The 15792-nt window shown below is 45.8% G+C and carries 19 protein-coding genes; 9 read left to right on the forward strand and 10 right to left on the reverse strand.

What is annotated here, in order from left to right; translation table 11 throughout:
• Positions 1-2: 2 nt before the first annotated feature.
• On the reverse strand, positions 3-1136 hold the full coding sequence (locus tag BLU98_RS02165; protein ID WP_257574649.1) for a DegT/DnrJ/EryC1/StrS family aminotransferase: 1134 nt from the start codon (positions 1134-1136) through the stop codon (positions 3-5).
• Positions 1137-1210: 74 nt separating this feature from the next.
• Between BLU98_RS02165 and BLU98_RS02170 the strand changes: the two genes are divergently transcribed.
• Positions 1211-2479, forward strand: a complete 1269-nt coding sequence (locus tag BLU98_RS02170) for a 3-deoxy-D-manno-octulosonic acid transferase (RefSeq protein ID WP_092721578.1) — start codon at positions 1211-1213, stop codon at positions 2477-2479.
• Here BLU98_RS02170 and BLU98_RS02175 read toward each other — a convergent pair.
• Positions 2452-3090 carry a DUF8457 domain-containing protein gene (locus BLU98_RS02175; RefSeq protein WP_139173810.1) on the reverse strand — a complete coding sequence of 213 codons (639 nt, stop codon included), beginning with the start codon at positions 3088-3090 and terminating at the stop codon, positions 2452-2454. The genes BLU98_RS02170 and BLU98_RS02175 overlap by 28 nt on opposite strands.
• Before the next feature lie 72 nt (positions 3091-3162).
• Here BLU98_RS02175 and BLU98_RS02180 point away from each other — a divergent pair, with 72 nt between their 5' ends.
• Together BLU98_RS02180 and BLU98_RS02185 are read left to right on the forward strand one after the other, a co-directional pair.
• The gene (locus BLU98_RS02180; protein WP_092721580.1) at positions 3163-3729 is read left to right on the forward strand and encodes a thymidine kinase; all 567 of its coding nucleotides are present in this window, start codon (positions 3163-3165) and stop codon (positions 3727-3729) included.
• The gene (locus tag BLU98_RS02185; protein WP_092721581.1) at positions 3719-4378 is read left to right on the forward strand and encodes a heme exporter protein CcmB; all 660 of its coding nucleotides are present in this window, start codon (positions 3719-3721) and stop codon (positions 4376-4378) included. The genes BLU98_RS02180 and BLU98_RS02185 overlap by 11 nt, the downstream gene beginning before the upstream one ends.
• 19 nt (positions 4379-4397) lie before the next feature.
• On the opposite strand, the gene BLU98_RS02190 is transcribed toward BLU98_RS02185, so the two are convergent.
• Entirely contained in the window at positions 4398-5168 is a 771-nt protein-coding gene (locus tag BLU98_RS02190; protein ID WP_092721582.1) for an AMP nucleosidase, read from the reverse strand.
• A 76-nt stretch (positions 5169-5244) separates the two neighbouring features.
• Between BLU98_RS02190 and BLU98_RS02195 the strand changes: the two genes are divergently transcribed.
• The gene (locus tag BLU98_RS02195; protein ID WP_092721583.1) at positions 5245-5676 is read left to right on the forward strand and encodes a type I restriction enzyme HsdR N-terminal domain-containing protein; all 432 of its coding nucleotides are present in this window, start codon (positions 5245-5247) and stop codon (positions 5674-5676) included.
• Between the two features lie 66 nt (positions 5677-5742).
• On the opposite strand, the gene BLU98_RS02200 is transcribed toward BLU98_RS02195, so the two are convergent.
• Genes BLU98_RS02200 through BLU98_RS02215 form a run of 4 tightly spaced genes read right to left on the reverse strand, consistent with a single transcriptional unit; the run spans position 5743 to position 9153 of the window.
• Positions 5743-7164, reverse strand: a complete 1422-nt coding sequence (locus tag BLU98_RS02200; protein WP_092721584.1) for a Glu/Leu/Phe/Val family dehydrogenase — start codon at positions 7162-7164, stop codon at positions 5743-5745.
• 52 nt (positions 7165-7216) lie between these two features.
• Positions 7217-7432, reverse strand: coding sequence for a CcmD family protein (locus BLU98_RS02205; RefSeq protein WP_092721585.1), 216 nt, complete (start codon positions 7430-7432; stop codon positions 7217-7219).
• Positions 7425-8180 (reverse strand): cytochrome c biogenesis protein CcsA, encoded by a 756-nt coding sequence (ccsA, locus tag BLU98_RS02210; protein ID WP_504739186.1) that lies wholly within the window; start codon positions 8178-8180, stop codon positions 7425-7427. Before ccsA ends, BLU98_RS02205 begins: the two co-directional genes overlap by 8 nt.
• 37 nt (positions 8181-8217) lie before the next feature.
• Positions 8218-9153, reverse strand: coding sequence for an IS1595 family transposase (locus BLU98_RS02215; RefSeq protein ID WP_092721586.1), 936 nt, complete (start codon positions 9151-9153; stop codon positions 8218-8220).
• Between the two features lie 158 nt (positions 9154-9311).
• Here BLU98_RS02215 and BLU98_RS02220 point away from each other — a divergent pair, with 158 nt between their 5' ends.
• The 3 genes from BLU98_RS02220 to BLU98_RS17655 are packed head-to-tail and all read left to right on the forward strand — an operon-like array spanning position 9312 to position 10744.
• Entirely contained in the window at positions 9312-10073 is a 762-nt protein-coding gene (locus tag BLU98_RS02220) for a hypothetical protein (RefSeq protein WP_139173811.1), read from the forward strand.
• A gap of 6 nt (positions 10074-10079) precedes the next feature.
• A complete protein-coding gene (locus tag BLU98_RS02225; protein ID WP_092721588.1) occupies positions 10080-10586 on the forward strand; it encodes a PIN domain-containing protein in 507 nt (168 codons plus the stop codon).
• On the forward strand, positions 10586-10744 hold the full coding sequence (locus tag BLU98_RS17655) for a hypothetical protein (protein ID WP_257574651.1): 159 nt from the start codon (positions 10586-10588) through the stop codon (positions 10742-10744). Before BLU98_RS02225 ends, BLU98_RS17655 begins: the two co-directional genes overlap by 1 nt.
• Positions 10745-10805: 61 nt before the next feature.
• On the opposite strand, the gene BLU98_RS02230 is transcribed toward BLU98_RS17655, so the two are convergent.
• Positions 10806-11009: a hypothetical protein gene (locus BLU98_RS02230; RefSeq protein WP_092721589.1), complete on the reverse strand. Its 204-nt coding sequence runs from the start codon at positions 11007-11009 to the stop codon at positions 10806-10808.
• A 142-nt stretch (positions 11010-11151) separates the two neighbouring features.
• Between BLU98_RS02230 and BLU98_RS02235 the strand changes: the two genes are divergently transcribed.
• Both BLU98_RS02235 and queA read left to right on the forward strand, forming a co-directional pair.
• The gene (locus BLU98_RS02235; RefSeq protein ID WP_092721946.1) at positions 11152-12846 is read left to right on the forward strand and encodes an ABC transporter ATP-binding protein; all 1695 of its coding nucleotides are present in this window, start codon (positions 11152-11154) and stop codon (positions 12844-12846) included.
• Between the two features lie 62 nt (positions 12847-12908).
• The gene (gene queA, locus BLU98_RS02240; protein WP_026769598.1) at positions 12909-13958 is read left to right on the forward strand and encodes a tRNA preQ1(34) S-adenosylmethionine ribosyltransferase-isomerase QueA; all 1050 of its coding nucleotides are present in this window, start codon (positions 12909-12911) and stop codon (positions 13956-13958) included.
• Positions 13959-14134: 176 nt separating this feature from the next.
• Here the strand turns inward: queA and BLU98_RS02245 are convergent, their stop codons facing one another.
• Both BLU98_RS02245 and BLU98_RS02250 read right to left on the reverse strand, forming a co-directional pair.
• The gene (locus tag BLU98_RS02245; protein WP_092721590.1) at positions 14135-14626 is read right to left on the reverse strand and encodes an SRPBCC family protein; all 492 of its coding nucleotides are present in this window, start codon (positions 14624-14626) and stop codon (positions 14135-14137) included.
• A gap of 3 nt (positions 14627-14629) precedes the next feature.
• Complete coding sequence (locus BLU98_RS02250; RefSeq protein WP_092721591.1) at positions 14630-15736, reverse strand: ABC transporter permease; 1107 nt, start codon at positions 15734-15736, stop codon at positions 14630-14632.
• Positions 15737-15792 lie beyond the last annotated feature (56 nt).

Raw genomic sequence — 15792 nt, forward strand, 5'->3', positions numbered from 1 at the left:
CATTATTTCTTTACAAATTTCAGTACATGTTCTGCAATATATGCCATTTGCTCCTCGTCCATCTCAGTATGGATCGGAAGCGATATTACCCGCTCGGTAAGCCAGTCGGTCTGCGGCATATCCAGCTTGGGCAGGCCGAATGAATCGAACATGCGCTGTTTATGTCCCGGTACAGGATAATAGATCATCGAAGGTATTTTATGTTCGGCCAGGTACCTGTTGAGCTCATCCCTGTTGCCTTTCTCCAATATAATGGTATACTGGTGATATACATGGGTACTATAAGCCGCTTTGAAAGGAGTGATGATGGCATCGCTCGCTTCAAAAGCCTGGTCATAAAAAGCCGCTACCTCCTGTCGCGCAGCATTGTATCGATCGAGGTGTTTCAGTTTGATGTTCAATACAGCCGCCTGTATGGAATCCAGCCTCGAATTACAACCCACCACATCGTGATAATATCTTTTCGACTGACCGTGATTAGCAATCATCAGCATATTGTGTGCCAATTGGTCGTCATTGGTAAAAATAGCGCCCCCATCTCCAAAAGCGCCCAGGTTTTTACTGGGGTAAAATGAAGTGGCGCCGATGGTACCGATGGTACCTGTTTTTTTCTTCGTACCGTCTGAAAAAAGATAGTGGCAACCAATGGCCTGCGCATTGTCTTCAATCACCGGAATAGCGAACTCATTGGCAATCTGCATGATCTCCTCCATTGGGGCTGCCTGTCCGTATAAATGCACCGGCACAATGGCTTTGGTTTTGGGCGTGATGGCCTTTCGCAATGCAGCGGGGTCGATGCAAAATGTTTGCGGATCTACTTCCACAAACACCGGCTTGAGTTTTAACAAGGCCACCACTTCAGTGGTAGCAATATAGGTGAAAGAAGGCGTGATGACCTCATCGCCCGGTTGCAGTCCCAATGCCATCATCGCTATCTGCAAAGCATCTGTTCCGTTGGCACAGGGTATCGTATGCTTCACATCCAGGTATGCTCCCAGGGCGGCTGCAAAGTCCTGAACCGCCTTACCATTGATATAAGCTGCACTGTCCAGCACTTCATGGATGGCGGTGTCTATTGCTGTCTTGATCTGCAGGTACTGGCTCCTGGTATCAACCATCTGGATGGGTCTCGTCATAATCGGGCGTATTAAGCCGGGCAAAACTACTAATCATTTTAATGTTGTTTATTTGTATTTGAAAATCAAGCACCGTGCAGGCAGTTTACCGCTTATTTATATGGATCTATCCCAAAGCAGCCTGGTTACTGGGTTTGTATAACCACAAAGCCCGGCTTTGGGTGAAAGGCAGAAGCCGGTTGTTTAAAAAGCTGTCTGTTTTTTTTCACAACAACCGCCAGCCCGTGGTTTGGATGCATACGGCATCGCTGGGTGAGTTTGAACAGGGGCGTCCTATTTTGGAGCGTATCAGGCAACTCTATCCCAAACACAAGATCCTGCTCAGTTTTTTTTCCCCTTCAGGGTACGAGATCAGGAAACACTATGAGGGGGCCGACCTGGTCTGCTACCTGCCCATGGATGGCTCGGGCAATGCCAGCCGTTTCCTGAACATTGTACAGCCTTCACTGGTGATCTTTGTGAAGTATGAGTTCTGGCATTTTTACCTGCAGGAGACCAGGCAAAGGAATATTCCCCTGTTACTGGTATCTGGCATCTTTAGAAAGGACCAGCCTTTCTTTCAATGGTATGGCGGTTTTCACCGTGCCATGCTCTCCTGCTTTACACAATTATTTGTACAGAATGCAGCATCGGCAACACTGCTGCAAACAGCCGGTTTTCATGCCAATGTGAGCATCAGCGGCGATACGCGGTTCGACAGGGTCATTGCCATTGCGTCGCAGTTCCAGACATTGCCTGTGATAAACAGGTTCTGCGATCACCGCGCGGTGATCGTGGCCGGCAGTACCTGGACAGACGATGACGAAGTGCTGGATCATTTTGCCAATACCCACCCGGAATTACGCTTCATCATTGCGCCGCATGATATCGACAGCGACCGTTTGGATGAATGCCTGAAGCTATATAAACATGCCATATTGTATTCAGCCTACGAAGAAATGCTTAGCGAAGGAGCCGAACCGCAGCGGCATTTCAATGTATTGATCATTGATAATATTGGCATGCTGAGCAAACTGTATCATTATGCTACCCTTGCTTATATAGGAGGAGGTTTTGGCGATGATGGCATTCACAATATCCTGGAAGCGGCTGTATATGGTAAGCCTGTTTTATTCGGCCCTGTTTACCAGAAGTATTTCGAAGCGGAGGAATTATTGGATGCAGGAGGCGCTTTCAGTGTTGATGATGCACTGGAACTGGAAAAACAATTTAAGTTGCTCCTTGAAAACAAAGCTTTATACGATGTTGCTGCAAAAGCAGCGCTGGATTATGTACAGCAGCATGCGGGCGCTACGCAAAAGATCATTCAATATATTCAGGCAAACCGTCTCCTCACCAACTGATCGAAGAGTTTTACTGTTTCGCTGTTTTCGTTCCATCCCATTTTCACTTTCAATTCACGCTGGATCCAGTACTGTGCTTCGGGATAAATGTTGAACCCGTTGATGGTTTTGAGGCTGCGCTCATACATGCTCTCGTCGCCACGGAAAAGATCGTTGACAAACTGGTAACGGTCATTTACACCCACCGCTTTTTTCAGGTCGCGAATGGGACTGCCCTGCAACAAAGTAGCGATCTCTACCCTGTCTTCTTTCAGTTTTTCATTCAGACTGCCGTTTCTTGATACCACCAGGTGGTCGTTGAGTTCCAGTATTTCTTTTTCTTCCTGTCCTTCCTGGTGTGCAAGGGTGGGAATGGCTTCTTCTTTATTGAGCAGCCAGTTATTGGGTACATCTTTCTTTGGTTGAGCTACTGGCGGTGGAGTTACCTGAGTGATTGCAGGCAATACTACCGACACTTTTCCTTTGTTCATTATCTTTTCCTGGCCGGACTGTAATTCGCACAATAAAAGTCTGGTGGTGACAGCTAATTTTTCAGCATCGGCATGCTGTTCAAACTGTTCTTTCAGTTTATTGATCAAAGCGCCTACTCTTTCCATAGTTATGTGATACATTTGGGGGGTTACCAATGGCCGTTGGCAAGTTATAAAGTTACTAACGTTTTTATTTGTTAATTTATTTTATTGATGTTCATAGAACCCATCATATCAGGTGAAAAAAGAGGCTGGATTGAGGTTATTTGCGGCAGTATGTTCAGCGGAAAAACGGAGGAGCTTATCCGGAGACTCAAAAGGGCCCGCATTGCCAATCTCAAAGTAGAAATATTCAAACCCGCCCTTGATACCCGATATGATGAAACGCAGGTGGTTAGTCACGACGCCAATGCCATCCAGTCAACCCCTATCGACAACTCCCAGACCATCTTTCTCCTGGCCCAGGATGTGGATGTGGTGGGCATTGATGAGGCCCAGTTTTTCGACAACGAGATCACAACTGTTTGTGAAACCCTGGCTTTGCGGGGTATCCGCGTCATTGTTGCCGGGCTGGACATGGACTACACAGGGCGTCCTTTCGGACAAATGCCCGACCTGCTTGCCATCGCCGACTTTATCACCAAACTGCATGCCATTTGTGTAAAATGCGGTAACCTGGCCAATTTTTCTTTCCGGAAAACAGCGCAGGACAGCCAGGTATTGCTGGGCGAAAAAGAAACATACGAACCCCGATGCCGTATATGCGCCCATGAAAAATAATCACCCCATATTATCGCTGGTTAAAAAAGACCTGCTGCTGGAATTCAGGCAGCAGTACACCCTCTATGGCATCCTGTTATATGTAGCTTCTACCATATTTGTTGTGTATTTATCGATGGGAGAACCGGAAGACAAAGTATGGAATGGTCTTTTCTGGGTGATACAATTGTTTGTATGCGTGAATGCCGTTGCCAAAAGCTTCTTGCAGGAAAGCCGGGGCCGTATGTTGTATTTTTATTCGATAGCAGGTCCGCGTGACTTCATATTATCCAAACTACTCTTCAACCTGCTGCTCATGTTGGCCATGAGCCTGCTGAGCCTGGGCGTATTTACGGTGCTGCTGGGTAATCCCATTCAAAAGATGCCTGCTTTTATTGGTATCGCCTGCCTGGGAGGCATGAGCCTGGGACTGGTATTCACTTTCCTCGCGGCGATCGCCGCCAAAGCCCAGCAGCAATCGGCCCTGATGGCCATCATGGGTTTTCCCATCATCATCCCTCAATTATTATTGCTCATGAAAATAGCCAATGCCGCATTCTCGGATGTGGTTCAGGGCGGCTTCTGGCAAATGGTGGTATTGTTGGTAGCGCTTGACCTGATGGTGGTAGCGCTGGCGGTAATACTGTTTCCGTTTCTTTGGAAGGACTGAGGAAATCAGCAATCAGCAATCAAAATCTCAGGTGACGCACCGTAAGCCCTTTATTGATCAACTGCTTCAATGAGTCGATGCCAATCTTCAGGTGCTTCTCTACATAGTCGGTTGTTACCTTTTTATCACTGGCTTCTGTTTTAACGCCATCGGGTATCATAGGTTGGTCGCTCACCAGTAACAGGGCGCCTGTGGGAATTTTATTATAGAAACCTACTGTAAAGATGGTAGCCGTTTCCATATCAATAGCATAAGCACGCACTTTAGTAAGGTATTCTTTGAAATCATCATCGTGCTCCCATACACGGCGGTTGGTAGTGTATACAGTGCCCGTCCAGTAATCCACTTTGTAATCGCGTATAGTGGTGGAGACCGCTTTTTGCAGGGCAAAGGCAGGCATGGCCGGCACTTCGGGCGGGAAATAATCGCCGGATGTACCCTCACCCCTGATGGCCGCGATGGGGAGGATCAGGTCGCCGAGTTTATTTCTTTTCTTCAGTCCGCCGCATTTGCCCAGGAACAACACGGCCTGGGGTTCAATGGCCGTGAGCAGGTCCATGATGGTGGCAGCACCGGGACTGCCCATGCCGAAGTTGATGATGGTAATACCATTGGCGGTAGCACATTGCATGGGTTTGTCGTGCCCCACTATTTTTACATTATTCCATTTGGCAAAAAGTGTTACATAATTACTGAAATTGGTGAGTAATATATATTGGCCAAAATTCTTCAGCTTCTCACCTGTATAACGCGGCAGCCAGTTCTCAACAATCTCTTCTTTCGTCTTCATAAATGCATCTTTTAGTCAATATCTTTGAAAAAGTTAATTGGCTAAAATACGAAAAAACAGCGGCGGGACAAGCGTTATGATGAAAATAACTTATCCTTCATACGATTTCAGGATCAAGGAAGAAGCCGGGAAAGAATGGGTATTCGACCCCATTCGAAAGCAATGGGTACGGCTCACGCCGGAAGAATGGGTAAGACAACATTTCCTTCAATACCTGGTGCAGGAAAAAAAATATCCTGCTTCGCTGATTGCAGTTGAAAAAGAAATTGAACTGGGTGAACTCAAGAAACGATTCGATATTGTAGTGTACAAAGACCAGGCTCCCTGGATGGTGGTCGAATGCAAGGATACCACCACATCTCTCACCGAAGCCGTATTCCGGCAAGCCCTCCATTATAATATTGTGTTGAAAGCGCCTTTCATTGTTGTAACAAACGGTAGCTATACGCAGGGATATCTTGTTGAAAACGGCCGGTTAGCAGAACTGGAAGCGTTGCCACCTTATTAAAGATGCCGCATAAAAAAGCCGCTGCATTGCTGCAACGGCCCATATGTATAGTGAACCTCAAAAACACTAAGGAAAGATACCCAGCTCGGCATACGACGTACCCACTTTATTAATTGCGCAAACATACGCCGCCGTGCGCATATCCGGAATAGCCGGGTTAGCTTTCCAGATATCCATGATCTCACGTGTAGCGGCGATCATGGTTTCTTCCAGTCCGCTGTGTACCAGGTCTACCTCTTCCGGACCATGCAAAATAAATGAACGTTCTGCTTCCGTAACTTTTTTATCGGTGAGCACCTCAATTTGGCTCAGAATATGGCTGTTCATGTTCTCTGTGAACCTTTTTTCCATCCGGCCATAACGCACATGGCTCAGGTTCTTCAGCCATTCAAAATAAGAAACGGTTACACCGCCTGCATTCAGGTACATATCGGGCACCACCAAGGTTCCATTGGCTACGAGTATTTCATCTGCTTCGGGTGTAAGGGGGCCATTGGCTGCTTCACCAATGATCTTCGCTTTCACACGTGCCGCATTACCGGCATTGATCACATTTTCCAATGCCGCCGGTATCAATATATCGCAAGCCAGTTCGAGGGCGTCATTGCTGCTCTGCAGGTTTTGTGCTCCGGGGAAATTGAGTATGGATCCTGTTTCTTTACGGTGCTGGAATACTTCTTCTTCATTCAATCCTTTCTCACAGTAAATGGCGCCTTCGTATTCGGCAATGGCTACCACTTTGGATCCGTGTTCGCGGAAAAACCTGGCAGAGTGGTATCCTACATTACCCAATCCCTGTACTACTACTGTTTTTCCTTCTACACCAGTGGCGAGTCCGAGTTTACCCATTACATCCGGCATGCTGCACACTTCGCGAATGCCAAAGAACACACCCAGGCCGGTAGCTTCTTTTCGTCCCCTTACCCCGCCTTGCGAAACAGGCTTACCGGTTACGCAGCCGGCTGCATCGATCTCGCCGGGTTTCAGGGAAGTATAGGTATCTACGATCCAGGCCATTTCCCTTTCACCGGTTCCGTAATCGGGCGCCGGTACATCAATGCCGGGTCCGATGAAATTTTTCTTTACCAATTCACTCGTATAACGTCTTGTGATCTTTTCCAGTTCATACACACTGTGCTTGCGCGGGTTGATCTTAATGCCTCCCTTACCTCCACCAAATGGAACATTCACAATGGCGCATTTATAGGTCATGAGAGAAGCCAGCGCCATCACTTCATCCTGGTTCACTTCTTCGCTGAAACGGATACCTCCTTTGCAAGGCGATTTATGCTGCGAGTGTTGCACCCGGTACGCTTCGATCACTTCAATACTTCCATCATCCATCTTAACAGGGAAACGCATACTGTACACGCTGTTACAGGCTTTGATCTGTTCCAGCACCCCCTTCTCCCATCGGGTAAATTTGGCCGCTTTATCAAAACTCCTTTCAACACTTTGAAAGAAGCTGTACGGTTTTTGTTCTGACATGAGCTAATCGTTTTAGTTAGTTGTTTTTGACTTGTATAGAACAGCAGTGTGATTATTTTTTCTCCATCTGCGAAATCTTTTTATCCAGCATAAAGAGGTATACGAACATGCCGAGCAATATGGTCAATACCACGGCAACCACCACATAGATCCTGCCATTGCTGTGCATGAAATCGTTGGGTTCGTTTGCAACAGCGGTCTGTGCCTGTGAGATTACCGATACCATCATCATTGTTAACACCAGGAATATTCTTGTGAACTTATTCATGAGCCAGTCTTTTTTGTTGAATGAGTTGAACGCGTATCCGCAAGGTGGTGATCCATACACCCAGTAATGTCCATCCGATAAAAGCCGGATACATCACGCTGCGCATGGCAGGTGAGCTGTCTTTGGGGTTGAGCCCGGGATTTCCTTCGCTTCCTTGTCCGCCGGGGTGTAAGCTTTCTGTTAACCTGGGCAGTATCCAAATCGTAGGGAAAAGCATGAAAAAGGCGAATATGTTATAAACCGAGCCTATGCGTGCCCGTTTTTCTTCGTCGTGCAGGCTGCCGCGTACCACGAAATAGGCAAAATAGATCAGCACACCGATGGCTGCTCCGTTCTGTTTCGGGTCGCTGCTCCAGGGTTTACCCCACTGGTAATTGGCCCAGATCATGCCGGTGAGCAGTCCCAGTACACCAAAGAAAGCCCCAGTTCTCGCAAATTCCGTTGAATAGATATCTGCTTTTACGTCTGCTTTGTTCAGGTATTTGATGGCATATACCACTGAAACCGTGAAACAAACCATCATGGCTATCCACATGGGTACATGGAAAAAAAGGTTGCGGATGGTCTGGTGAAGCGGCACACCCGGCGGGGAAGGCACTTTCACCAAAAAACCGACCGAGCAGGTATAAATAAGCAGTACGAATGCCAGAATCTTCCACCAGGATTTGCGAATCATGAATCTGTTTTTTGCAGATAAACTAACAACTGTGAGCGCAAAATTAGGGCAACTATATACAAGTTGGGACAAACCGAATAAAAAAATAAAAAGCGGCTTTTTGGCCGCTTTAGTTTTTACCTATCAGTGTGCTGTATTTCAGCCGTCCCTCACTATTCTGTATTGACAATTCAAATCTCTCATGGTCTTTGATCTGCCTTGTATTGTACCGTGAGGCAAATTCATCGCAGTAACGCTGTAGGTGTTGTGGACTTACTTGGTGAAAGATGCCGATAATGCCTCGTTTTAAGAGGCTCCAGAAGTTCTCAATATTGTTCGTGTGGAAGCCACCGTTTACATATTGCCCCTTCTTATGGTCTACCATATAGTGTTTAAATCGGTTATCCCTCCCAAGAAAAGCATACATAGAAAGGCCATCCGTTACCATATTAGAGCCTGTCTCCACATGCTTATCTATTAAGGCTTTGGCGTTCTGCTTAGTAACCCAATTAGTAACCTTTACGACTACTTTACCGCCAGTTTCTGCAATACCAAATACAGGCGTTTTCACCTCTTTTGCGCGGCCACCTTCCCCCTTGCCATTCTTAGCCCTCTTATTAACGTGCTTGTTCTTCTCCAAACCACCTACATAGGTTTCGTCAATCTGCACGGTATCTTTCAGCATTTGTGGGGCTTTCTCTTTCAGCATTTCACGAACCCTATGCAGGACAAACCAAGCAGTCTTTTGGGTTATTCCCAACTGGCGGCTTGCTTGCAGTGAACTAATGCCTTTCTTGCTGGAAGTACAGAGGTAAATAGCCGAAAACCATATCCTAAGGGGTACTTTGGAGTTTTCGTAAACAGTACCCACTGTTACGCTGAACTTCTTGTGGCATTGCTTATCCCGGCATTTAAAGCCTCTGTTTGTCCTGTATGGATTAACCACCCCACAGAAAGGACAGGCGGGAGTGCCGCCCCAGCGTTGATATTCCAAATAGGCTATACAGGTTGCCTCTTCTTTGAAGTAGTCTAAGCATTCGGGTAAGTTTTTGAATTGGTTATCCATTTTAGGTTCTTTATGGGACAAAAATACACAAATCCCATCATCTACCTAATTTTATGTCAATTATTTTTTGTAATTTTGACCATCTGACCGTCAAAATTAAATAGTATTATAATATGACTGCTTTGTTTGCAGTCATAAACGCAATAAATTGTATCCGCATGGATGAAGCCGTTGACATATTAGAATTAAAATTTCACGGGAATAATATCAGTCCAGAAAGCGTGAAGCCATCGGAAGTTGCTAACATTATTGCAGCATTCGAAAGACTTTTATTGCAACAAGCCAAAGCAGATGAGCCGGGAATAGATGTTGACGAGGTTTTGTTTTGTTTTGAAAAAATAGAAAATAATAGTCTTGATTTGCTATTCAAGCCGGTCAAGGTAAAAGAAATTATAGTGGGTAGCTATTTGTTATTAGCCACGGCTGTTTCTACTGGAGATTATACAAATGTGAGTAAGGGGGCTATACAACCATTGAAAGAGATTGTAAAATTCACAAAGAAACATAACTGTTTGGGACAGTTTAATCATAACTATAAAACAATTTCAAATTTCACTAAGGATTTAGAAATAAACTACGCAATTCCTAATAGTATATCGGGTGAAACAACTATATATGGAAAGATTATTCGTATCGGAGGAGAAGAACCGAGACTGCATTTTAGAATTAATGAGGATGAAAAACTAATATTTGATATTAACGAAAAGCTGGCAAAAGAATTAGCGCATCAGTTATATGAATATATAGGACTTGTTGGGGTTGCTACATGGGACGCAACAAATTTTAATATAGAAAATTTTGAAATACTAAAGATTGTTCGGTTAGATAATCAACCCTTAAATATTGCTTTTGATGAAATAAAAGGAGTAATCGGCAAATATTGGGATGAAGTAGAGGACGTGGAAAATTACCTTAACTAAACTGCAATGGAAAAATTAGTAGGAATTGATAGCCATATTTTCATTTGGGGTATAAGGGAGGTCGCAACATCTGGTCAAGAAGATAAAATAGAGAAGGCAAGAAAATTAATAAGATGGTTATCAGATAAAGAATATAGACTACTTCTTCCAACTCCAATGTTAGCTGAAATATTATCTGCTGTACCCAAAGAAGATCGCATAAAGGTTTCAAGTTTAATTGATAAGAAGTTCATCGTTGCCCCATTCGATGTACCAGCTGCGAATAAATGTGCTGAATTATTGCATAATTCATTTAAAAATCCAGAACTAATACAATATAAAAATGATCATGCAATCCCTAAACAGAAAATGAAATATGACTGTATGATAGCCGCTATTTGTATAGTAAGAAAGGTTGAATGTATTTACAGTGAAGACGGGGATTTGAGTAAATTTGCAAATGGTGAATTACAAGTAAAAGAAATACCCTTATTAAGTTTACCCGGCGTTCAAACCCAAATGTCCTTCCAGTGATGGCAAAAGCAGAAAAAAAGAAAGCCCCTAAGCCCCGCGCTTCAAAGTATGACCCTAAACTGGCCGTAAACGGCTCTTTTGCCGATGTGATAAAGGTTTCGGTAAGTCCTACTCACAAAGAAGATAAGCCCCAAGAAACGGCCAAAAATAAGAAATAAGGCTTATAGGGAGATTTAACCAATAAGTTGTAGAAGCTAATACTTGACCCGAGAGTACAGGTTATTTTGTGTCTTCCTCAATTGCTTTTTTGATAGCATTATCTGGGAAACTCTTAAAAAAGGAAATTACATCTGGGATATGTTCATGTAAATTTTTAAAGACAGTATCTTTCGCTTCTTGAGTTACGTTGGCATGCCTATATAACATATCCTTAATTGCTTTAATTCTCATTGCAATTTCTTCTTTTTCATTTTGCTTTGCCATTTTCGTTAGGTTTTTAGGTTAACCAATAGCACCTAATTTACTGAAATTTTTCATCTTTTGTCCCAACTTGTATATATATAGTTGCCAAAATTAGGGGAAATGACTGATTAGTGAATAGATGTTTAACTTGTGGGGTGAATATATGGATCAACCCCTCTTACAAATCAACGATCTCTGCATAGATTTCAGCTCCGATGGCCTTGTTACACAAGCGTTACAGCATATCAGCCTCACTGTAGCGCGTGGAGAAATACTGGCCATCGTAGGTGAATCGGGGTCGGGCAAATCGGTCACTTCCCTCTCCATATTGCAGTTATTGCCGGCCCCTCCCGCCCTGTACCGGGCCGGCGAGATATTGTTTTCGCACGATGGCCATACCAGGGATATTCTCCGGCTCTCTCCGCCGGAACTCCAGGCATTACGCGGCCGGCATATTGCCATGATCTTCCAGGAACCGATGACATCGCTGAACCCCTTGCTCACCTGCGGTTTCCAGGTCATGGAAGCCATCAGGGAGCATTTTTCGCTGTCGGCGGCTGAGGCAAGGGAAAAAACAATCGCGCTGTTTGAAGAAGTGCAATTGCCCGATCCGGCGGCACTGTTCGATCGTTATCCGCACCAGCTCAGCGGTGGACAAAAACAGCGCGTGATGATTGCCATGGCCATGAGTTGCGACCCTTCCCTGCTCATTTGCGACGAGCCTACTACCGCACTGGATGTAACCGTTCAACAAAGCATTCTGTTGTTGATACGCCGCCTGCAACAACGGAACAATATGGGCGTTATTTTTATTACGCACGATTTGGGAGTGGTGTCTGCCATTGCAGACCGGGTAGCTGTGATGTACAAGGGGCAGTTGGTAGAACAAAACACAACAGCCAACCTGCTCAAAGCCCCGCAACATCCTTATACCAAAGCGCTGCTGGCCTGTCGCCCTGCTTTATATTCGAAAGGAGAACGGTTACCTGTTGTAAGTGATTTCATGGGAGGAGCATCGCAGCCTGCTTATCCCTCAACCAACACCTCACAACTAACAACTAACAACGCTCAACTAACAACGCTCTTAAAAGTCTCCCATCTCTCCGTACACTATCCCGACAAAAAGAATTTCCTGGGCCGTGTATCAACATATAACAAAGCGGTTGACAATGTAAGTTTTGAAGTGTATGAAGGAGAAACGCTGGGACTCGTTGGCGAATCGGGCTGTGGCAAGAGTACACTTGGCCGTGCTTTGCTGCGTTTGACCGATGTAAGCAGCGGCAGCCTCTATTATAAAGGGGAAGATCTGTTGGCAGCCAGGGGCAGTAAGCTGAAGCATTTGCGCAGGGAACTGCAAATCGTTTTCCAGGGCCCTTATTCTTCCCTCAACCCGCGGATAACGATTGGCGAAGCCATTGCTGAGCCTTTGCAAGTACATGGCCTGGTTCTTGCTCCCAAAGAAAGAAAAGAAAGAGTGATTGACCTGTTGGAAAAAGTTGGTCTCCAGGCATCGCATTACAATCGGTATCCGCATGAGTTCAGCGGCGGGCAGCGACAGCGGATCGTGATAGCGCGGGCGCTTGCCTTGAACCCAAGGTTTGTGGTATGTGATGAAAGTGTATCGGCGCTGGATGTAAGTGTGCAGGCACAGGTGCTCAACCTGCTGAACGACCTGAAAAAAACCTTCGGGTTTACGGCTGTCTTCATCTCGCACGACTTATCGGTGGTACGTTATATCAGCGACCGGATCATGGTCATGAACAAAGGCCGCATTGAAGAATACGGGCCGGCTGAACAGGTTTACCATCAACCACAATCTGCCTATACACAACGCCTGATTGCTTCAATAGCGCGATAAAAGGGCATTTTAGAAGAATTTCGTACCTTTGCCGACTTCACTAAAAAAACTCATGCCGTAACATGAAATTATCACAATTCAAATTTGACCTTCCTCTAAACCTTATTGCACAAAATCCAACCAAAAGACGAGAAGACAGCCGAATGATGGTGGTAGACCGTAAAAGCGGTCACATGGAAAACAGACATTTCCGCGACATCATTGAATATTTTGATGACAAGGATGTGTTCGTAGTGAACAACACCAAAGTGTTTCCTGCGCGTATGTATGGCCGCAAGGAAAAGACCGGCGCCAAGATCGAAGTTTTTCTGTTGCGTGAGCTGAACAAGCCCAACCGTTTGTGGGATGTGATCGTTGATCCCGCAAGAAAGATAAGGGTAGGTAATAAACTGTACTTCGGAGACAACGAAGAACTGGTAGCGGAAGTAATTGACAATACAACCAGCCGCGGACGTACCATCCGTTTCCTTTGGGATGATGATGATGAGAGCTTCAAAAAAATGCTCGAATTTTTGGGTGAGACACCGCTGCCCAAATACATCAAGCGCAAGCCCGATGAAGAAGATAAAGAGCGTTACCAAACTGTATATGCCAAATACGAGGGAGCTGTTGCCGCTCCTACGGCGGGCCTGCATTTCAGCAAGGAACTGATCAAGCGTTGCGAAATACTGGGTATCCGTTTTGCAGAAGTAACCCTGCATACCGGCCTTGGCACTTTCCGTCCTATTGAAGTGGAAGACCTCAGCAAACACAAAATGGACGCTGAATATTACGCCATTACCGAAGAAGCATGCCGGATCGTTAATAAAGCAAAAGAAACCGGTCGCCGCGTTTGTTCCATCGGCACCACTACCATGCGCGCCATGGAAAGCAGTTTCACTGCGCAGAAATTACTGAAGCCGAGTGAAGGATGGACCAACCATTTCATTCATCCGCCTTATACATTCAATGTGGCGGACAGCCTGGTAACCAATTTCCACCTGCCCAAAACCAGCCTGCTCATCATGACTTGCGCCTTTGCCGGTTATGACCTGGCTATGGAAGCTTATAAAAAAGCCATCAAGGACAAATACCGTTTCTTCAGCTACGGCGATGCCCTGCTGATCATCTGATCTGTACCACAATGATGGCATTATGAAAGAAGCCACCTGGCATAAACCGGGTGGCTTCTTTATTTAGAGAATCTTCCCCATGTGCATTGTTAGTTTGTGGGGGGAATTGAACGGCAAAACCGAACCGTGAGCTAAACTAACGAACAGCGGCCGTCCAACCTGACTAAATTTAACGATTATTTATTTTCTAAGCTTTTTTTAAGGTTGTCGAGGTTTTTCTCCATCATTGGTCCCATGATCTTGTCGTTCATCATGGACCCCAGTTTGGCCCAGGGATACCATTTAACCTGTTCTACGAATTGCCATTGCACCACCGTTTGGGGCTGCCCGGGCCGTGAGATCAGCCGGATGGTGGCTACCTGGGGGTTGCTTTTTTTACTGGTCCAGTTCGATACTACTGCCGTATCGGATACCGGGCCGATGGTTACCTCCGTTCCACCCAATGTGGCGCTGGTGGCCGAATGTATTTGAACCCCGGGGCTTTCCATTCCACCCACCCACCCTGTCCATTGACGTATATCTTTCACTTTAGCAAGGACCGAATCGGGCGGCGCCTCTATAGTCACCGCCCTGGACACCAGCACCATGGAGGGCAATAAAAGAGAAAGCCCGGTAGAGAGGGCAAAAAGTATTATCAGGCTTATCAGTACCAGTTTAATCAATCGCATCGGTTATTCCCATTTGAAAGTTTTAAAAGCAATGGCGTAAATCACTACCGCCCATATTCCCAAAATACCCAATTCCCTCCAGCAACTCGCCAGGCTGGCGCCTTCAAAAGCGATATTGCGCATGGCGTTGTTGAAATGCGTCAGTGGCAGCAGCTTACACAGGGGCTGCAGCCAGGCGGGAAAAGCTTCGATGGAGAAGAAAGTGCCTGCCAGCAGGAATTGCGGCAAAGTGATGAGGTTGGCAAAGGGTGGAATGGTGCTTTCGTTCTTCGCCACACTGCTCACAATAAAACCAAAACCCATGAATAAGATCAGGGCCACGAAGCTGAGCAACATGATCTCCAGGAAGGTTTGCAAGCCATGCACCAGCGTGAATTTGAACAGAAAATGCCCCACTCCTATGATAATGATCGCCGTAAACATCTGGAACAATACCCGGCTGATGGCTTCTCCCAGCACAATATAGGAGCGCCGGATAGGCGTTGCATAAAACCTTTTCAATACCAGTTGTTGACGGAGGTTAAAGAAAAGGAATGCCACACCGAATACACCGGAACTGAGCAACGAAAAACCAAGCTGACCGGGCAGGATAAAATCAATGGTCCTGTAAATGCGGCCAGGGATTTTCTGCACATTATTGTTGATGATGGCGATGGTAGGTATATTGGGATAAGCGCGTTGATTGATACCCGATATGACCGCATTGAGGATGGATTGCAACACCTGGATGTTCTGCGGACTCACAGCCCCCGAGCTCTGCAGGCTGATCTTGTAAGGCGGATTGGTGAGTCCTGATTTTTCAATGTTGATGACGGCTGTCAGTCTTCCTTTTTCAAGGTCTTCCTTTATTTCTGCATCGGATTTGTTTACTACATGCAGAGCTGCAATGTTTTTGATGGCCTGGTAAACGGGGTTGGTGGTATCGGTATGGCTGGCGAATGCAATGTTCACCGACACCTTACCTCCTCCGCCAATGAATCCGAAAACCAGGATAAAGATCAGGGGGAAAGCAATGCTGAAAATTACGGCCGAAGGGCTGCGGAAAGTGGCTCTCAGGCTGCCTCTTGTGATGGCGAGCATCGCTTTGGCCTGGCTATAAGTACCTGTCATGCGTTGTTGATTAGGGGGACAAATCTATTTTTTATTTTTTGTTCGAAGGAACAGAC

This window comes from Hydrobacter penzbergensis, from assembly GCF_900106985.1.
GTDB classification, from domain to species: Bacteria; Bacteroidota; Bacteroidia; order Chitinophagales; family Chitinophagaceae; genus Sediminibacterium; species Sediminibacterium magnilacihabitans.